Annotated in this window: 18 protein-coding genes; 9 read left to right on the plus strand and 9 right to left on the minus strand. The window is 32.2% G+C overall.

The annotated features are described in order from the left end of the window. The first annotated feature begins 26 nt into the window (after nucleotides 1-26). The 3 genes from ACVBED_RS01075 to ACVBED_RS01085 all read left to right on the plus strand — a co-directional run bounded on the left by ACVBED_RS01075 (nucleotide 27) and on the right by ACVBED_RS01085 (nucleotide 3,609). Nucleotides 27-1,268 carry a serine hydrolase domain-containing protein gene (locus tag ACVBED_RS01075; protein ID WP_447120733.1) on the plus strand — a complete coding sequence of 414 codons (1,242 nt, stop codon included), beginning with the start codon at nucleotides 27-29 and terminating at the stop codon, nucleotides 1,266-1,268. A gap of 134 nt (nucleotides 1,269-1,402) precedes the next feature. After that, the gene (locus tag ACVBED_RS01080) at nucleotides 1,403-3,148 is read left to right on the plus strand and encodes an Ig-like domain-containing protein (RefSeq protein WP_447120734.1); all 1,746 of its coding nucleotides are present in this window, start codon (nucleotides 1,403-1,405) and stop codon (nucleotides 3,146-3,148) included. Nucleotides 3,149-3,150: 2 nt separating this feature from the next. Continuing rightward, complete coding sequence (locus ACVBED_RS01085; protein WP_447120735.1) at nucleotides 3,151-3,609, plus strand: heme-binding domain-containing protein; 459 nt, start codon at nucleotides 3,151-3,153, stop codon at nucleotides 3,607-3,609. Here the strand turns inward: ACVBED_RS01085 and ACVBED_RS01090 are convergent. From ACVBED_RS01090 to ACVBED_RS01110, 5 genes are all read right to left on the minus strand, one after another. Beyond that, a complete protein-coding gene (locus ACVBED_RS01090) occupies nucleotides 3,587-4,111 on the minus strand; it encodes an NUDIX hydrolase (RefSeq protein WP_447120736.1) in 525 nt (174 codons plus the stop codon). The two genes, ACVBED_RS01085 and ACVBED_RS01090, sit on opposite strands and share 23 nt — an antisense overlap. Nucleotides 4,112-4,115: 4 nt before the next feature. After that, complete coding sequence (xerD, locus tag ACVBED_RS01095; protein ID WP_473094372.1) at nucleotides 4,116-5,018, minus strand: site-specific tyrosine recombinase XerD; 903 nt, start codon at nucleotides 5,016-5,018, stop codon at nucleotides 4,116-4,118. A gap of 10 nt (nucleotides 5,019-5,028) precedes the next feature. Continuing rightward, nucleotides 5,029-5,457 (minus strand): deoxycytidylate deaminase, encoded by a 429-nt coding sequence (locus ACVBED_RS01100; RefSeq protein ID WP_447120737.1) that lies wholly within the window; start codon nucleotides 5,455-5,457, stop codon nucleotides 5,029-5,031. Continuing rightward, nucleotides 5,458-6,225: an enoyl-CoA hydratase-related protein gene (locus tag ACVBED_RS01105; RefSeq protein ID WP_447120738.1), complete on the minus strand. Its 768-nt coding sequence runs from the start codon at nucleotides 6,223-6,225 to the stop codon at nucleotides 5,458-5,460. It lies immediately after the preceding gene. A 61-nt stretch (nucleotides 6,226-6,286) separates the two neighbouring features. After that, nucleotides 6,287-7,777, minus strand: a complete 1,491-nt coding sequence (locus ACVBED_RS01110; protein WP_447120739.1) for a catalase — start codon at nucleotides 7,775-7,777, stop codon at nucleotides 6,287-6,289. A gap of 100 nt (nucleotides 7,778-7,877) precedes the next feature. On the opposite strand from ACVBED_RS01110, the gene ACVBED_RS01115 reads away from it, so the two are divergent. The 6 genes from ACVBED_RS01115 to ACVBED_RS01140 all read left to right on the plus strand — a co-directional run bounded on the left by ACVBED_RS01115 (nucleotide 7,878) and on the right by ACVBED_RS01140 (nucleotide 12,524). Next, nucleotides 7,878-8,834, plus strand: a complete 957-nt coding sequence (locus ACVBED_RS01115; protein ID WP_447120740.1) for a hydrogen peroxide-inducible genes activator — start codon at nucleotides 7,878-7,880, stop codon at nucleotides 8,832-8,834. A gap of 180 nt (nucleotides 8,835-9,014) precedes the next feature. After that, nucleotides 9,015-10,295: a methionine adenosyltransferase gene (gene metK / locus ACVBED_RS01120; protein ID WP_447120741.1), complete on the plus strand. Its 1,281-nt coding sequence runs from the start codon at nucleotides 9,015-9,017 to the stop codon at nucleotides 10,293-10,295. A 70-nt stretch (nucleotides 10,296-10,365) separates the two neighbouring features. Further along, nucleotides 10,366-10,851, plus strand: coding sequence for a hypothetical protein (locus ACVBED_RS01125; protein ID WP_473094373.1), 486 nt, complete (start codon nucleotides 10,366-10,368; stop codon nucleotides 10,849-10,851). Nucleotides 10,852-11,023: 172 nt separating this feature from the next. Continuing rightward, nucleotides 11,024-11,614, plus strand: coding sequence for an RNA polymerase sigma factor (locus ACVBED_RS01130; RefSeq protein WP_447120743.1), 591 nt, complete (start codon nucleotides 11,024-11,026; stop codon nucleotides 11,612-11,614). A 48-nt stretch (nucleotides 11,615-11,662) separates the two neighbouring features. Beyond that, nucleotides 11,663-11,797 carry a hypothetical protein gene (locus ACVBED_RS01135; protein ID WP_473094374.1) on the plus strand — a complete coding sequence of 45 codons (135 nt, stop codon included), beginning with the start codon at nucleotides 11,663-11,665 and terminating at the stop codon, nucleotides 11,795-11,797. Between the two features lie 31 nt (nucleotides 11,798-11,828). Continuing rightward, on the plus strand, nucleotides 11,829-12,524 hold the full coding sequence (locus ACVBED_RS01140) for a YjjG family noncanonical pyrimidine nucleotidase (protein ID WP_447120744.1): 696 nt from the start codon (nucleotides 11,829-11,831) through the stop codon (nucleotides 12,522-12,524). Nucleotides 12,525-12,583: 59 nt separating this feature from the next. Here ACVBED_RS01140 and trpS read toward each other — a convergent pair whose 3' ends face one another. From trpS to ACVBED_RS01160, 4 genes are all read right to left on the minus strand, one after another. Beyond that, on the minus strand, nucleotides 12,584-13,552 hold the full coding sequence (gene trpS / locus ACVBED_RS01145) for a tryptophan--tRNA ligase (protein ID WP_447120745.1): 969 nt from the start codon (nucleotides 13,550-13,552) through the stop codon (nucleotides 12,584-12,586). Nucleotides 13,553-13,624: 72 nt separating this feature from the next. Next, a complete protein-coding gene (locus tag ACVBED_RS01150; protein WP_447120746.1) occupies nucleotides 13,625-14,263 on the minus strand; it encodes a lipoprotein signal peptidase in 639 nt (212 codons plus the stop codon). Between the two features lie 2 nt (nucleotides 14,264-14,265). Then, complete coding sequence (locus tag ACVBED_RS01155) at nucleotides 14,266-14,451, minus strand: DUF2683 family protein (RefSeq protein ID WP_447120747.1); 186 nt, start codon at nucleotides 14,449-14,451, stop codon at nucleotides 14,266-14,268. A 4-nt stretch (nucleotides 14,452-14,455) separates the two neighbouring features. After that, nucleotides 14,456-14,710 carry a DUF6576 domain-containing protein gene (locus tag ACVBED_RS01160; protein WP_447120748.1) on the minus strand — a complete coding sequence of 85 codons (255 nt, stop codon included), beginning with the start codon at nucleotides 14,708-14,710 and terminating at the stop codon, nucleotides 14,456-14,458.

Raw genomic sequence — 14,710 nt, forward strand, 5'->3', positions numbered from 1 at the left:
TTCTTTAAAAAAACCTGCTGATAATAATGCTGCAACGAACTTTTATATTTCTCTTTTTAGCTTTAAGCCTTTCGTCCTGTAAAAAAAAATCCGACTCAAATAAATCTTTAGAAACCTTACTTCCAAATTATGGAAATGTAGATGTTGATAAGATTTTTACCGATGAAAATAATACACTTCAAAACGAAGCATCCATAAAAAAAGTAATTGCGAATTACTACCAAACAGTTTGGGAAAAAGGAAATCTCAGCGGCGGAATTCTGGTTGCGAAAGGAAATAAAATTCTTTACGAAAATTACCGCGGTTTTGGACGGGAAAATGAGCAAATGCCCATTAATAAAGATACGCCGTTACATGTCGCGTCAGTTTCAAAAACTATGACTGCGATGGCGGCTATGAAATTAGTAGAAGGTGGTTTATTGAAATTAGAAGATCCTGTCACCAAATTTTTTCCGAAATTTCCTTATCCTGAAGTGACAGTTTTTAATCTTTTATCGCAAAGGAGCGGCTTGCCAAAATATGAATATTTTATTGAAAGAATAAAACCCGCGCCACCTGAACTTTCTAAAAAATACCTAAGTAATCGGGATATTTTAAATATGCTCACTACTTATAAACCGGAACTTGCGAAAGCGACTAATTCTGGATTTATGTATTGCAATACCAATTTTGCAATGTTGGCGTTGATCATCGAAAAAGTAACGAAAATACCTTTTCCCCAAGCAATGCAAGAAATTGTTTTCAAGCCTTTGAAGATGGATTATACCTATGTTTTTGAAGAAAAAGATTCAGCAACAGCATCAGAGTCTTTTTTTAATGGTAATAATAAATTGTATCCGCTTGATCGGTTAGATCTGATCTATGGTGATAAAAATGTTTATACCACACCCCGGGATTTATTAAATTTTTCAAAAGCTTTGTTTGCCAAAAATTTTCTTCGTGAAGATTTAATGAAAATGATTTTTGAACCGCACAGTAATGAAAACCCTGGAATTAACAATTACGGTATTGGTTTTAGAATGAAAATTTTTGATAATGGTGAAAAATTAACTTATCATAATGGTTGGTGGCACGGAAGCAACGCCGTTTTTGCCCATTTACTTAAATCTAATGTTACCATTGTGGCGATCGGAAATAAATATTCATCTCGTGTTTATTCCGCATTATCTTTATCCAGTTTATTTGAAGATTTCCCATTTGAGAAAGAAAAATTAGAAAAAATAACAAATCCGAATGACGGTTTTAAGACCGATGATAGTTCAGAATAAGGATTTTAGAAAAGAAAATACGTAACTTTTCACCCGATTTTAAAGTTAAAAAAATCGCATTAAAAATTTTAAAAAGACTTATTGTTAATGAGCGGTATTTTAGTCATTAAAAAAGAAGATATAAAGTGGTAGTTATGAAGAATTATTTGTATTTACTTTTATTCACACTTCTTACTTTTTCCTGCGCAAGAGTTGGTTCTCCAGTTGGTGGGAAAAAAGACACAATTGCGCCCAAATTTTTAGGTTCAAATATTGATTCTTTGCGTGTAAATGTGCCAAGAGATATTCACCAGCTCCGGTTAGATTTTGATGAATATGTAATTCTAAAAGATGTTAATAAAAATCTGATTATTTCTCCACCCATCAAGCAGATTACAAAGATTTTTCCCTCAAATCTTGCCACCAAGTTTGTACTAGTTCAGTGGAAAGATACGCTTCAAGCCAACACCACTTATAGTTTTAATTTTGGAAATTCTATACAGGATAATAATGAAGGAAATCCGCTTCCATACTATAATTTTGCTTTTTCCACAGGTGATAAAATTGATAATTTGTATATCAGCGGTGTCGTAAAAGATGCGTTTTTGAGTAATAAAAAGAGTGCGGATAATAAAGAAAAAAATATTGTAGTCGGTCTTTTTCAAGTGAAGGATTCTATGAATTACCGCCAAAAGCCCTATTACATTACAAAGACAGATCCTGATGGTTATTTTGAGTTAAATTATCTCTCTCCCGGGAAATATAAAATTATCGCATTTAATGATGAAAACGGTAATTCTGTTTTTGACAATGGCACAGAAAAAGTAGGTTTTCAAAAAGCTGAAATTGATTTAAAAAATGATGTTTCAGGGCTGAAGTTTAATATTTATCCTTCAAAAAAACCGGTTAAATATGTAGAATGGAAACCGCAGCCTGGTGGTGTTTTACTTTTATTTGAAGGTCATCCCGAAGAAGTGAAAGTGCAACTGAAAGGTGACTTATTAAAAGATTATAAAATAGTTCATCAGCCAAAATCGGATAGTGTAAATGTTTATTTTGATGCGTTAAAAGAGAATGTTGGGGTTCAAAATTCTCAGAATTTGAAATTTGGTTATCAAACCGGCCTTAAAAAAGACAGTATTTCTTTATTTTATAAGCATGATGCAAAAGCGCTTATGGGATTAAGCAGCCGGGAAGGAAATTTATTAGCGCCGAAGAAAGCCTTCAAAATTTATTCTAATTTACCGGTCGAAAATATACTGCCGGAAAAATTTTCCATTCTTTCAGATAGTATTAAACAAAGTTTTACTGCTGAAATCTCAAAAACAAATCCGCATGAAGTTTTAATAAGATCTGATTTTAAAGAGGGTAAAAATTACCAGTTAACTGTTTTAAAGGGATCAGTATCGTCTTATTTTGAAAGTATCGCAAAATCTTATCAATGGAATTTTGAAGGGGATAAATCTGAAAACTATGGCAGCTTTACTTTAACACTGATTAATAAACCAGTTCACCCTTTTTGGATAGAAATCGTTGACGCAGATAATAAAGTTGCCTATTCTAAAAAATCAAATGATGAAAATAGTAAATTCACGGAGCTTAAACCAGGCACGTATACAGTCAGGATTTTAGTAGACAATAATGAAAATGGAATTTGGGACAGTATCGATTTTCTAAAACAAACTTACGCGGAGGATGTTTTTATGTTTAATAAAAAATTGGTGGTAAAACCATTTTGGGAAATTGTGGAGTCGTGGGATTTAAATAATATGACACCGTATGATGAAAATAGTGATTTACCAGAAACATCTACTAAAAGTAATTTTGGCAATTCGAAAATGGAAGTTAAGAAAGACAGAGCCTTAAAAAAACCTTCTGCAACTAGGTCTTCAGGTAAATAATTATGCAGGTATTCAAAACGGTTATATTTTGGTTCGTAATTGCTGTATCATTAATTCAGTTTATACCTGTAGACAGAGAAAATAAGCCAGTGAAAAAATCAGAAAACTTTACAGCGGTTTTTAATGCTACAAACCAAGTGAAGGAAATTTTAAAAAATGCCTGTTACGATTGTCATTCCAACGAGACAGTTTATCCTTATTACGCTTTCATCGCACCTTTTTCATGGTCAATAAAACATCATATAAATGAGGGTAGAGAACATCTCAATTTTTCTGAATGGACTACTTTTAATTCAGATTTAAAGAAAAACATGTTAGAAAATTCAGTAAATGAGTTGCAGGATAAATCAATGCCGATGGCGGCTTATATTCCTTATCACCCGAAATCAAATCTTACCGATGCGCAGCGAAAAGTTCTGATTAATTATTTTCAGGATATTATAAAATCTCAGAAATATTAAAATATTTTTTAAGAAATTTCCTTTGTGAATCAAAAGCGAGATCGCCTAGTTCTATTTCGTTTTCCCCAAGCCAAATAGTTTCAGAGATTTCTTCTCGCTGAAGCTTAAATTGGATTTCACTTTGAATTTCATATAAATAAAATAAGTCTAATGTATTATATTTGATATTTTTATAGAGGTAGATATTGGGTAAACTTCCTAAATACTGTAAATTTTCTGTTTCAACATCAAGATTTAATTCTTCCTTAAGCTCTCTTTTACAAGAAATTTCAGAGGATTCTTCAGGATCTGTAAAACCTCCGGATAAATCTAAAAATCCTTTTTTCGGCTCTTTATTTCTTCGGGTAAAAAGGTATTTTTCCTTATATTTTATTAAAACTGCGACGGCTGCTGCTACATTTTGATACATCACAAAATCACAATTTTTACAGGATAATTTAGAAATGCCATTCCAAATTATTGTTTCCTGACCACATTTCGGGCAAAATTTCAAATCTTCCATTAATTTAGATATTTCTCGGATGGCAATTAATAATGACTTCGCGAAGTTCTTCTGTCTTTAAATGTGTATATATTTCTGTCGTTGTAATACTCGAGTGACCAAGCAACTCCTGAATGTATCTAAGATCAGCTCCATTCTGAAGTAAATGTGTTGCAAAAGAATGCCTAAAAGTATGCGGTGATATTTTCTTGATAAAACCTGCTTTTTCTGCTAATTCCTTTATAATAATGAAAACCATAACGCGTGACATGGATGAACCTCGTCTGTTTAAAAAAACAAAATCCTCATATTTTTTTTGAACTTCAATTTTGGTACGCACATTTAGAATATAGTCTGCAAGAACTTTCCCAGTGAAATCGGTAAATGGGACGAAACGCGTTTTATCGCCTTTGCCATCAACTCGCAGATAATTTTCCTTAAAATTAATATTAGAAATCTTTAAATCTACCAGTTCTGACACGCGCAGCCCGCAGCCGTATAGGACTTCTAAAATACAGTAATTTCTTTGTCCCAAAATAGAACTCCGATCAATGGAATTTACTATTTTTTCAATATTATTTTCCGAAAGCGTGTCAGGTAAATAAAAACCGAGTTTAGGACCTTCCAATAAAGTTGTCGGATTGTCTGTTCTAATATCTTCTTCAACTAAATATTTAAAGAAGGATTTTAACGAAGAAATCCACCTCGCTTGTGACCGCTCACTAAACTTCAGCTTACTGTGTATGAATAAATATTCTTGAATATGCTCGTACGTTATATTTTCCGGTGTAATATTCGCTAAATTTTCGATTGCGAAATCTTTTATTTTATTGATGTCACTTAAATAAGCTTCTAAAGTATTCTTTGAAAAATTTTTCTCTAATCTTAAATAATCTTCAAATTCTTTAATTTGTTCCTTCCATTCCATTTTTTTAAATTTAAAATAAATGGCTTTTATCAATTTTAAGAATTTCTATATCATGTTCTTTTAAAAAAGAAATTCCATCAAAATCTGAATAATCTTCTATGTAAACCAATTTTTTAATGCCGGCCTGTAGAATAAGTTTGCTGCATTGTTTGCAAGGTGATAATGTGATATAAAGCGTGGAATCTTTCGCAGATTGTGTGCTTGATGCCAATTTTAAAATTGCATTTGCTTCAGCGTGTAAAACATACCAAAGTGTATTTCCGTCTTTATCTTCACAGCAATTTTCAAAACCAGACGGCGTTCCATTGTATCCATCAGAAATGATCATTCTGTCTTTTACAATTAATGCACCTACTTTTTTTCGTTCACAATAAGAAAGTTTTCCCCATTCCAATGCCATTTTAAGATAGGCAATATCGAATTTTGTTACTTCTGTCATTTAAAAATTAGGTTTTCTTTTTTCCAAAAACGCTGCTACACCTTCTTTTTTATCATCTAAATCAAACAATTCTCCGAACGATTTTATTTCAGTTTCAAAGCCATCTGCGGTATCAGATAGATTTACTGATTTTATAGCTTTTTCGATTGCTAAAGGAGAATTTCTTGCAATAATTTTTGCTAAATTTTTACATTCTTCCAGAAGTGTCTCGCTGCTGAACACTTCATTCACCAAACCAATTTCTTTTGCTCTATCCGCTGTTATCATTTTAGCGGAAAAGATCATCTCATTTGCCCATCCTTTCCCTACTAATTTTGGAAGTCTTTGGGTACCGCCATAACCCGGAATCAAACCTAAAGTAACTTCCGGTAAACCCAATTTTGCATTATCTGAAGCGTAACGAATATGGCAACTCATCGCCAATTCTAAACCGCCTCCTAGAGCAAAGCCGTTAACCGCCGCAATAACTGGTTTTTTTAAATTTTCAATTTTATTAAATAATTTATCTTGTCCGGTTCGTGCTAGATTTTCTGCGTTAGAAGAACCAAGATCACTAAATTCCTTTATATCAGCACCGGCGACGAAGGATTTTTGACCTTGACCGGTTAAAATAATAACGCGGCAATTTTTGTTTTTTTCTTGGTTTGAAAAAGCGTCACTTAATTCCTCAATAATTTGTTTGTTTAAAGCGTTCAAACTTTCAGGTTTATTGATTTGGATAGTCGTTATAAAGTTTTCTTCTGAGAGATTAAGAAATTGATAATTCATTTTTTTATATTTATAATTAGAAGCAGTTTATTTGAAGTGAGGACTTTAAATATTTTACAGTTTAATTTGAAGTGTGACTCATCATATTTGCGTCAATCTCAATTTGCAATTTCTGAGCGATTTTCATCCCTAATTCTATATTTGCGCGGAAGAAATGACACAATTGACGGTTTATAATTTCATCTTTTTTAGGCCCTTTTATTCCGCTCATATGATCTACGATATTATCAATTAGATTTTGTCGAGCCTCAGGATTCATTGCTTTGGTGTAAAGTAAGCCTGGTTGCGTGTAATGATCATCGTCATTTTCATTTCTGTTGAAGTTTGCAACATGAAGACTGTCTAAATCATATTCAAAATTCTTGTATTTTTCATCTGGTTTAACATTACCAAAACTATTAGGGAAATAATTTGGTGTATCTTGGTATTGACTGGAATCAGCCATAAAGCCATCCCGCTGAAAATTATTAAAACCAATCGGACATCTATTTACTTCCAGTTGATTTCCATTTACTCCAATTCTATACCTTGCCGCATCTGCATAAGAAAATAATCTTCCTTGCAACATTTTATCGGGACTAAAACTTATACCGTTAATTAAATTGCTGGGTGCAAAAGCAGCTTGTTCGACATGAGCAAAATAATTATTTGGAATTTCATTTAATTCCATTACACCGACTTCTATTAAAGGATACTCGTCTTGAAACCAAACTTTTGTTACATCAAACGGATTCCAGCGGAATTCTTTTGCTTGTTCTTCAGTCATCACTTGGATATACATTTTCCATTTCGGAAAATCACCTTTTTCTATTGCATTTACCAAATCTTCCTGTGCAAAATCCGGGTTTTCACCTTTCATTTTTATAGCATCTTGCGCTGTAAAATTTTTAATTCCTTGTTGTGTTTTAAAATGGAATTTCACCCACACTCTCTCATTGTTTTCATTGATCATCGAAAATGTATGCGAGCCAAAACCATGCATATGCCTGTGTCCATGAGGAGTTCCGCGTTGTGACATTACAATTAAAACCTGGTGTAAACTCTCAGGATTCAAACTCCAGAAATCCCACATTACCGTTTTATCACGTAAGTTCGTTTTTGGAATTCTTTTTTGTGTATGGATAAAATCTGGAAATTTTTTTGCATCTTTTATAAAAAAAACAGGAGTATTGTTTCCGACTAAATCCCAGTTACCATCTTCGGTGTAAAACTTTAAAGCAAAGCCCCGCGGATCTCTTTCTGTATCGGCGCTTCCTTTTTCCCCCGCTACCGTAGAAAATCTTGCAAATAATTTACAACTATTTCCAACTTTTGAAAATAATTTTGCCTTAGTATATTTTGAAATATCATGTGTTACCGTAAATGAACCATATGCGCCGCTACCTTTAGCATTAACAACTCTTTCCGGTGTTCGCTCTCTAACAAAATGTGCTAAATTTTCCTGCAAAATAAAATCCTGTAATAGTAATGGTCCGCGTTCCCCGACGGATTGTGAATTTTCATGATCAGAATAAGGAACGCCTGTTCCGCTTGTTAATTTTTTAGAATCCATGAGTAGAATTTTAAGTGTGAACAAATTTACTATATAGTTTGATTTAAAGGTATGAAATTCTAAAAACATAATTATATTTGTAATAGATAAAATAAATTAAATGAACATACAGCAGTTGGAATATCTTATCGCAGTAAATAAATTCAAACACTTTGGAAAAGCGGCGCAATCCTGTTTTATTACACAGCCCACTTTGAGCGCGATGATTCAGAAGTTTGAGGAAGAACTGGATGTGAAAATCTTTGACCGAACCACGCATCCTATTAGAACGACTGATATAGGCGCGGAAATTATTAAGCAGGCGACTTTGATTATAGATGGCGTTATGGAACTTCGGAATAAAGCAAATGTGCTAAAAAATATTCTCGGTGGAAAATTAAATTTAGGTATCATTCCAACCGTTTCTGGCTCCTTAATCCCAACTGAAATTTTTGATTTTATTAATAAAAATGACAAAATTGAGTTGAACGTAAAGGAAATGACAACCGATAATATTATAAAAGCTTTAAAAACTGGGGAATTGGATGCAGGCATAATTTCCACACCTTACACTGGTGCCGAAGAATTTTCGCAAAGTTTTATTATTAATGAGGAATTAATGATTTATTCTGCTGACGGAAATAAAACGAAGGAAGGTTCTTTTGTTTTGCCAGAAGAAATTGATGTTGATAAAGTATGGCTTTTAGAGGAAGGAAATTGTCTGAGAAATCAGTTTGAAACTATTTGCCAGTTAAAAGAAAACAAAGCCAAGCCAAAAAACTTAGAATTTGTAGCGTCTAATATTAATACGCTGATTCACATGGTTGATAAAATGGGAGGTATCACTATTTTACCGGAAATTGCAGTTGATCAACTATCTTCTTTGCAACGGGAAAAAGTCTCTAGATTTGCAAAGCCTTTTCCGTTCAGAGAGATATCTGTAATTTACTACAAACCTACTTATAAACAGAAAATAATTGACGAATTGGTGATTTCAATTCAAAAATCATTGATGAAAAAACTGAATTATTACGAGGCTCCTGCGGATTTTGTTGCCATAAAAGCATCTATAAATTAGTGCTAAAAAGTTGGTAATATATAAATTATTAAACATAGATTTGCACTTACAATTTCGAGGAAAATTTGAACTGATTGCAACCTCTCTAAAAAATGCTAAAACAGATTTTCTATTTTAGCATTTTCAAAGGTCTTTATTTTCAAAATTTTTCTTAATTAATTTTAAAAAAAATATAAATTTATGTCCTATCTATTCACTTCTGAATCAGTATCTGAAGGTCATCCAGATAAAATAGCAGATCAAATCTCAGACGCTTTAATTGATAATTTTTTAGCTTTTGACAGAGAATCGAAAGTTGCTTGTGAAACTTTAGTAACGACCGGACAAGTCATTTTGGCGGGCGAGGTAAAGTCTAAAGCTTATTTGGATGTTCAACAAATTGCACGTGAAGTCATCAATAAAATTGGTTACACAAAAAGTGAGTATATGTTTAATGGCGATTCTTGCGGTGTAATTTCTTGTATACATGAGCAGTCACCTGATATTAATCAAGGCGTAGACAGAATAAAAAATGAAGCTAATTTTGAAACGCGGGCAAATGCGCAAGGCGCAGGCGATCAGGGAATGATGTTCGGTTATGCAACTAATGAAACAGAAAATTATATGCCTTTAGCTTTAGATTTGGCACATACTATTCTAAAGGAGCTGTCAAATTTTAGAAAAAATGATAATGCGATTAAATATCTACGCCCTGATGCAAAAAGCCAAGTAACTATAGAATATTCTGATGATCACAAACCCGTGAGAATTGACAGTATTGTTATTTCTACGCAGCACGATGATTTTGCAAGTGAAGAAGCGATGCTTTCAAAAATCCGAAAAGATTTGGTAGAAATGCTAATTCCAATCGTAAAAGAAAAGCAAAAGCCAGAAATTCAGAAATTATTTAATTCCGACATTAAATTCCACATTAATCCCACTGGAAAATTTGTAATTGGCGGTCCACACGGAGATACAGGTCTTACAGGCAGAAAAATTATAGTAGACACGTACGGTGGAAAAGGGGCGCATGGTGGTGGAGCTTTTTCAGGAAAAGATCCTTCTAAGGTGGACAGAAGTGCGGCATATGCTACACGGCACATCGCGAAGAACCTTGTGGCAGCGGGAGTTGCAGATGAGGTTTTAGTTCAGGTTTCTTATGCAATTGGTGTTGCTGAGCCTTGTGGTCTTTTTGTAGACACAAAAGGAACTGCTAAAGTGAAATTAACTGATGGTGAAATAGGTAGAAAAATTCAAAAAATATTTGATCTTAGACCTTATGCTATAGAACAAAATCTAAAATTAAGAAATCCTATTTATCAGGAAACTGCCTCTTATGGGCACATGGGAAGAGATTATTACATCGGTGATAAGACTTTTAAAAATGCATCTGGTGAAAATGTGGTAGTAAAAGATTTAGAGTTTTTTACCTGGGAAAAATTGGACAGGATAGACGACATAAAGAAAGAATTTAATTTATAAAATTTCTGCAGCTTTATGATATTTCATAAAGCTGTTTTTTTAATTAACTTTATAATTAATTAATTTGTAAATGATAAAACGTTTAATATTAGCTTTCGGTTTCTTTTTTTTGAGTCAAAGTTTCAGTGCGCAATATACCACGCATAAAATGATACAAGTGGGCTATGTATACCAGAATCAAAGTTTTGTCGAGTTGGGCGGATGCTTATTATTTCTAAAAAGCGACGATTTGATTTATAGATTGGGCGCGTCTGCCATGATTGGCAGTACAAATTCTAAGTTTGCAATTCTACCTAAATTACATGGTGACATTTTAATTAATACAGAAAAAAATGTTGATCTCTATCACGCTTATTATTTTTTAGCGGGCGCAGAAATCACCTCCAAATATGTCGCACCAAAAATAGGCGCCACTTTGTTTGGAATTATTGATCTAACTGGTGGTTATGCATTTCCTTTTTCTGGTCAAACCATTAATGGAAAGGAATTGAAGGGTTTTAATCTCAATTTCACCATCAATATTCCTTTGGTAATGATCCGCGATTTGTTAAATTAAAATTAAAAAATATCAATAAATTTTAATTTTTTTAACATAGTGTTAACTTTTTTTGTATTTTTACAACCAATTCAAAAATACATCTATCGTATAATTCTACTTCCTAATTGCTAAAAATTGATTTTCACAAAGCGTTGTGATCGACTTTTGGATTTAACTAAAGAAGAATAAAATGAATACCTATACCGATAGTCAGTTGATAGATTCTTACCAAAATGGCTGTGAGAAATCTTTAAATTTTCTTATTTCCCGTCATCAAAAAGATCTTTACACTTACATTTTCTATAAAATAATGGATGAGGATCTGGCTAATGATATTTTTCAGGATACATTTATGAAAATTATCGTAACGCTTAAAAATGGAAGATATAATGATCAGGGAAAATTTGTGTTGTGGGCAAAGAGAATTGCGCACAACTTAGTAATTGATCATTTCCGTTTAAAATCTAAACATTTTAAGGTGTCTGAAACGACTTATGATAACGATGAATATTCAATTTTCGATACACTTCAGGTACAAGATGAAAACATTGAAGAAAAGATGATTAGTGAACAAATAAATTCAGATTTATTAGACCTTTTGGTGCATTTGCCAGAAAACCAACAAGAAGTTATAAAGCTGCGTTTTTTTGATGGTTTAAGTTTTAAAGAAATTGCAGACCAAACAGATTCCAGTATCAATACAACATTAGGTAGAGTTCGTTATGCGTTGATTAACTTGCGTAAAATAATGGACGAAAAAAATATTATTTTAACCAGATAACAATAAATTTTAAAAGGCTACGTTTTAAATTTACATTAAAAATAGCCTATGAAAAATTTCGACACTTTAAAGATCAAAACGCTTTATCCAAAAAAAGAAACGATCTTATTTCTACTTCAATTTTCAAAAAGTTTAACTGTTCTGAAAACTACAACAAAAAAATATTTAATTTCCAAGAATTAAACTAACTTTTAAAATATTAAATTTGTGCCTTATGAAAATAGAGCACATTTTTTTTGATTTAGACAATACCCTTTGGGATCATCGCAAAAACGCAAGACTTACTTTAGACATCCTGTTTAAAAGGTATGAAGTAGAAGAAGTTCACCATATCAACTTTGAAGATTTTCACACAGCTTATGACATCGTAAATGAAGATTTGTGGGCGAAAATAAGAGATGAAAAAATTGATAAAGAACACCTGCAAAAACATCGTTTTTACGATACTTTTTTAAGATTTAACATTGATGATTTTGAACTCTCACAGAAATTTGAGCATCATTTTTTAGATGAAATTATTGCATTCAATGAAGTTGTTCCTGGGACTTTTGAGATTTTAGATTATTTAAAAAATAAAAATTATCCACTGCATATTATTACTAACGGTTTTCACGAAGTGACGCATCGAAAAATAGATGGTGCAAAACTGACGCATTATTTTGAAACTGTTACTTCTGCAGATGAAGTTGATGTGAGAAAACCAAACCCCAAGATTTTTGATTATGCCTTAAATTTAGCAAATGCCAAAAGAGAAGAGTCAATTCTTATTGGAGATGACTGGATTGCAGATTTTCAAGGTGGAAAAAATTATGGTTTAGACGTTATTTTCTTTGATGTTTTTAAAGAAAAATCAGATTTAAAGGATATTAAAAGAATTGAAAATTTAATTGAAATTAAAGATTATCTTTAAAAATCTAGGAATATTAATATTTCAATTTCTATCTTTTTTTCATTAAAATGTCTATTTATCTAAACTCCCAGGCTATCTCGAACTCTTTTTAAAGTTTCTGCGGCAATTTTTTTAGTTTTTGCGGCTCCTTCATTTAATTTTACTTCTAATTCGGGTAAATTATTCATGTAATAACTAAACAATTCTCGTTCTTTGGAATATTTTGTGAGAATTAAATTTAATAATTCGTTTTTTGCGTGTCCGTAACCGAAATTTCCTGCGAGATATTTGTTCTTTAAAATTTGCGTTTCTTCAGTAGTTGCAATCAATTTATAAATCGCAAAAACTTTATCGGTTTCTGGATCTTTTGCTTCTTCTAAAGTTTTAGAATTCGTTTCAATAGACATTACTTGCTTTTTTAAATCTTTCTCGGGAAGAAAAATATTGATAATATTTCCACGGGATTTTGACATTTTTTGTCCGTCAATTCCGGGAACATATTTTGTGTCTTCCTGTAATTCTGCTTTTGGCAAAACAAAAATTTCACCCATTTGATTATTAAATCTTGCGCCCATATCGCGCGCCATTTCCAAATGTTGCAACTGGTCTTTTCCCACGGGAACAACTTCTGCGTCGTACAATAAAATATCTGCAGCCATCAAAACAGGATAGGTAAAAAGTCCCGCGTTTACATCTTCTAAACGGTCGGCTTTGTCTTTAAAACTGTGTGCCAAAGTCAATCTCTGAAAAGGATAAAAACAACTTAAATACCAGGAAAGTTCTGTTACTTCTGGAATGTCACTTTGTCTATAAAAAAAAGTTTTATCTGTATTTACACCGCAAGCGAGCCACGCTGCAGCAATTTCGTAAGTATTTTGTTTTAAATCTTTTGCATTTTTAATTTGCGTTAAAGAATGTAGATTAGCGATAAACAAAAAAGATTCATTTTCTGATTGTTTAGAAAGTTCGATTGCAGGAATAATGGCCCCCAAAAGATTTCCTAAATGTGGTGTTCCAGTTGCTTGTATTCCGGTGAGAATTCTTGGCATTTTTTAAAAAATAATTGATGAGAATGCCTGATCAATCAATCAAACAAAATTAAAAAGTTTTATCAGAATTTTTTAAAATTCCAATCCTTGGGGAAATGCTTTTTTTCTAAATATAAACAGTAAAATGGCGCCTACTGTAATTGCGGCATCCGCTACATTAAAAATATATTTAAAAAACTCGATGTGATGACCGCCAATTATCGGCCAACCCTGCGGTACGTCCCAATTTACCAAGGGAAAATGAAACATATCAACCACGCAGCCCTTCATAAAAGTAGAGTAGCCATGGCCAAATTGTGTAAGTTTTGAAACGCCGTCATAATCGATCCATCGCCCAATATTTTCCACATAGACAGTTCCAGAATCGTAAATTAATCCGTAAAACATACCGTCAATCAAATTACCGATCGCTCCTGCAAAGATCATTGACATTGGAATAATAAGATAATTTGAACTGCCTTCTTTCAGCCATTTTTTAAACAAATAAATCATGCCACCAATAAGAACCAACCGTACTAAAACCAGAAAATATTTGCCGAAAAGTCCGCCGAAATGAAAACCATAGGCCATACCTGGATTTTCCACAAAAGTAAATTTAAACCCTGGAAAAATGTTATGAGATTCACCAAGGAAAAAATTAGTTTTAATATAATATTTAGTGAGTTGATCGATCAATAAAATCACAATTGTGATTGAAGCTATTTTCTTCATTACTATCCTTTTGGTTTTGATTTTTTCACAATTTTTTCAATCTTTTTATCATGTAATTTTTTTACAGTCTTTTGATTGTGAAAAGTATTTTTGTGAAATTTTTCAAATTCTATATTCATGTCTTTTAAAACGGTTTTTACAGCCTGAAGCTCCATCGCGTTTTTAGTATGTACAATTATAGATTCCATTATTTTAAACGTTTAATTTTTTTGATAATTCATCCAGACGCTTTTGGTCTTTTTCAGACAAATCTTTTTTACCATTTTTACCCATTTTAGACAGTAAAAGATCGATTTCTTTTTCCCGTTCTCGTTTATCAGAGTTAAATTGATCATCCATAGTATAACTTGCTTTTACTTTCGGTTTATAAATTTTCGAAAATCTATTTCGAAAAAAATAGAGAAAAATAACTAGTGCAATTATAAAAAGAATGATAAATTCTGACAT

The sequence above is a fragment of the Halpernia sp. GG3 genome, from assembly GCF_052976925.2.

Coding starts and splice junctions, on each gene's coding strand:
- ACVBED_RS01075 (WP_447120733.1), top strand. CDS start 27: ATGCTGCAACGAACTTTTATATTTCTCTTTTTAGCTTTAAGCCTTTCG.
- ACVBED_RS01080 (WP_447120734.1), top strand. CDS start 1,403: ATGAAGAATTATTTGTATTTACTTTTATTCACACTTCTTACTTTTTCC.
- ACVBED_RS01085 (WP_447120735.1), top strand. CDS start 3,151: ATGCAGGTATTCAAAACGGTTATATTTTGGTTCGTAATTGCTGTATCA.
- ACVBED_RS01090 (WP_447120736.1), bottom strand. CDS start 4,111: ATGGAAGATTTGAAATTTTGCCCGAAATGTGGTCAGGAAACAATAATT.
- xerD (WP_473094372.1), bottom strand. CDS start 5,018: ATGGAATGGAAGGAACAAATTAAAGAATTTGAAGATTATTTAAGATTA.
- ACVBED_RS01100 (WP_447120737.1), bottom strand. CDS start 5,457: ATGACAGAAGTAACAAAATTCGATATTGCCTATCTTAAAATGGCATTG.
- ACVBED_RS01105 (WP_447120738.1), bottom strand. CDS start 6,225: ATGAATTATCAATTTCTTAATCTCTCAGAAGAAAACTTTATAACGACT.
- ACVBED_RS01110 (WP_447120739.1), bottom strand. CDS start 7,777: ATGGATTCTAAAAAATTAACAAGCGGAACAGGCGTTCCTTATTCTGAT.
- ACVBED_RS01115 (WP_447120740.1), top strand. CDS start 7,878: ATGAACATACAGCAGTTGGAATATCTTATCGCAGTAAATAAATTCAAA.
- metK (WP_447120741.1), top strand. CDS start 9,015: ATGTCCTATCTATTCACTTCTGAATCAGTATCTGAAGGTCATCCAGAT.
- ACVBED_RS01125 (WP_473094373.1), top strand. CDS start 10,366: ATGATAAAACGTTTAATATTAGCTTTCGGTTTCTTTTTTTTGAGTCAA.
- ACVBED_RS01130 (WP_447120743.1), top strand. CDS start 11,024: ATGAATACCTATACCGATAGTCAGTTGATAGATTCTTACCAAAATGGC.
- ACVBED_RS01135 (WP_473094374.1), top strand. CDS start 11,663: ATGAAAAATTTCGACACTTTAAAGATCAAAACGCTTTATCCAAAAAAA.
- ACVBED_RS01140 (WP_447120744.1), top strand. CDS start 11,829: ATGAAAATAGAGCACATTTTTTTTGATTTAGACAATACCCTTTGGGAT.
- trpS (WP_447120745.1), bottom strand. CDS start 13,552: ATGCCAAGAATTCTCACCGGAATACAAGCAACTGGAACACCACATTTA.
- ACVBED_RS01150 (WP_447120746.1), bottom strand. CDS start 14,263: ATGAAGAAAATAGCTTCAATCACAATTGTGATTTTATTGATCGATCAA.
- ACVBED_RS01155 (WP_447120747.1), bottom strand. CDS start 14,451: ATGGAATCTATAATTGTACATACTAAAAACGCGATGGAGCTTCAGGCT.
- ACVBED_RS01160 (WP_447120748.1), bottom strand. CDS start 14,710: ATGTCAGAATTTATCATTCTTTTTATAATTGCACTAGTTATTTTTCTC.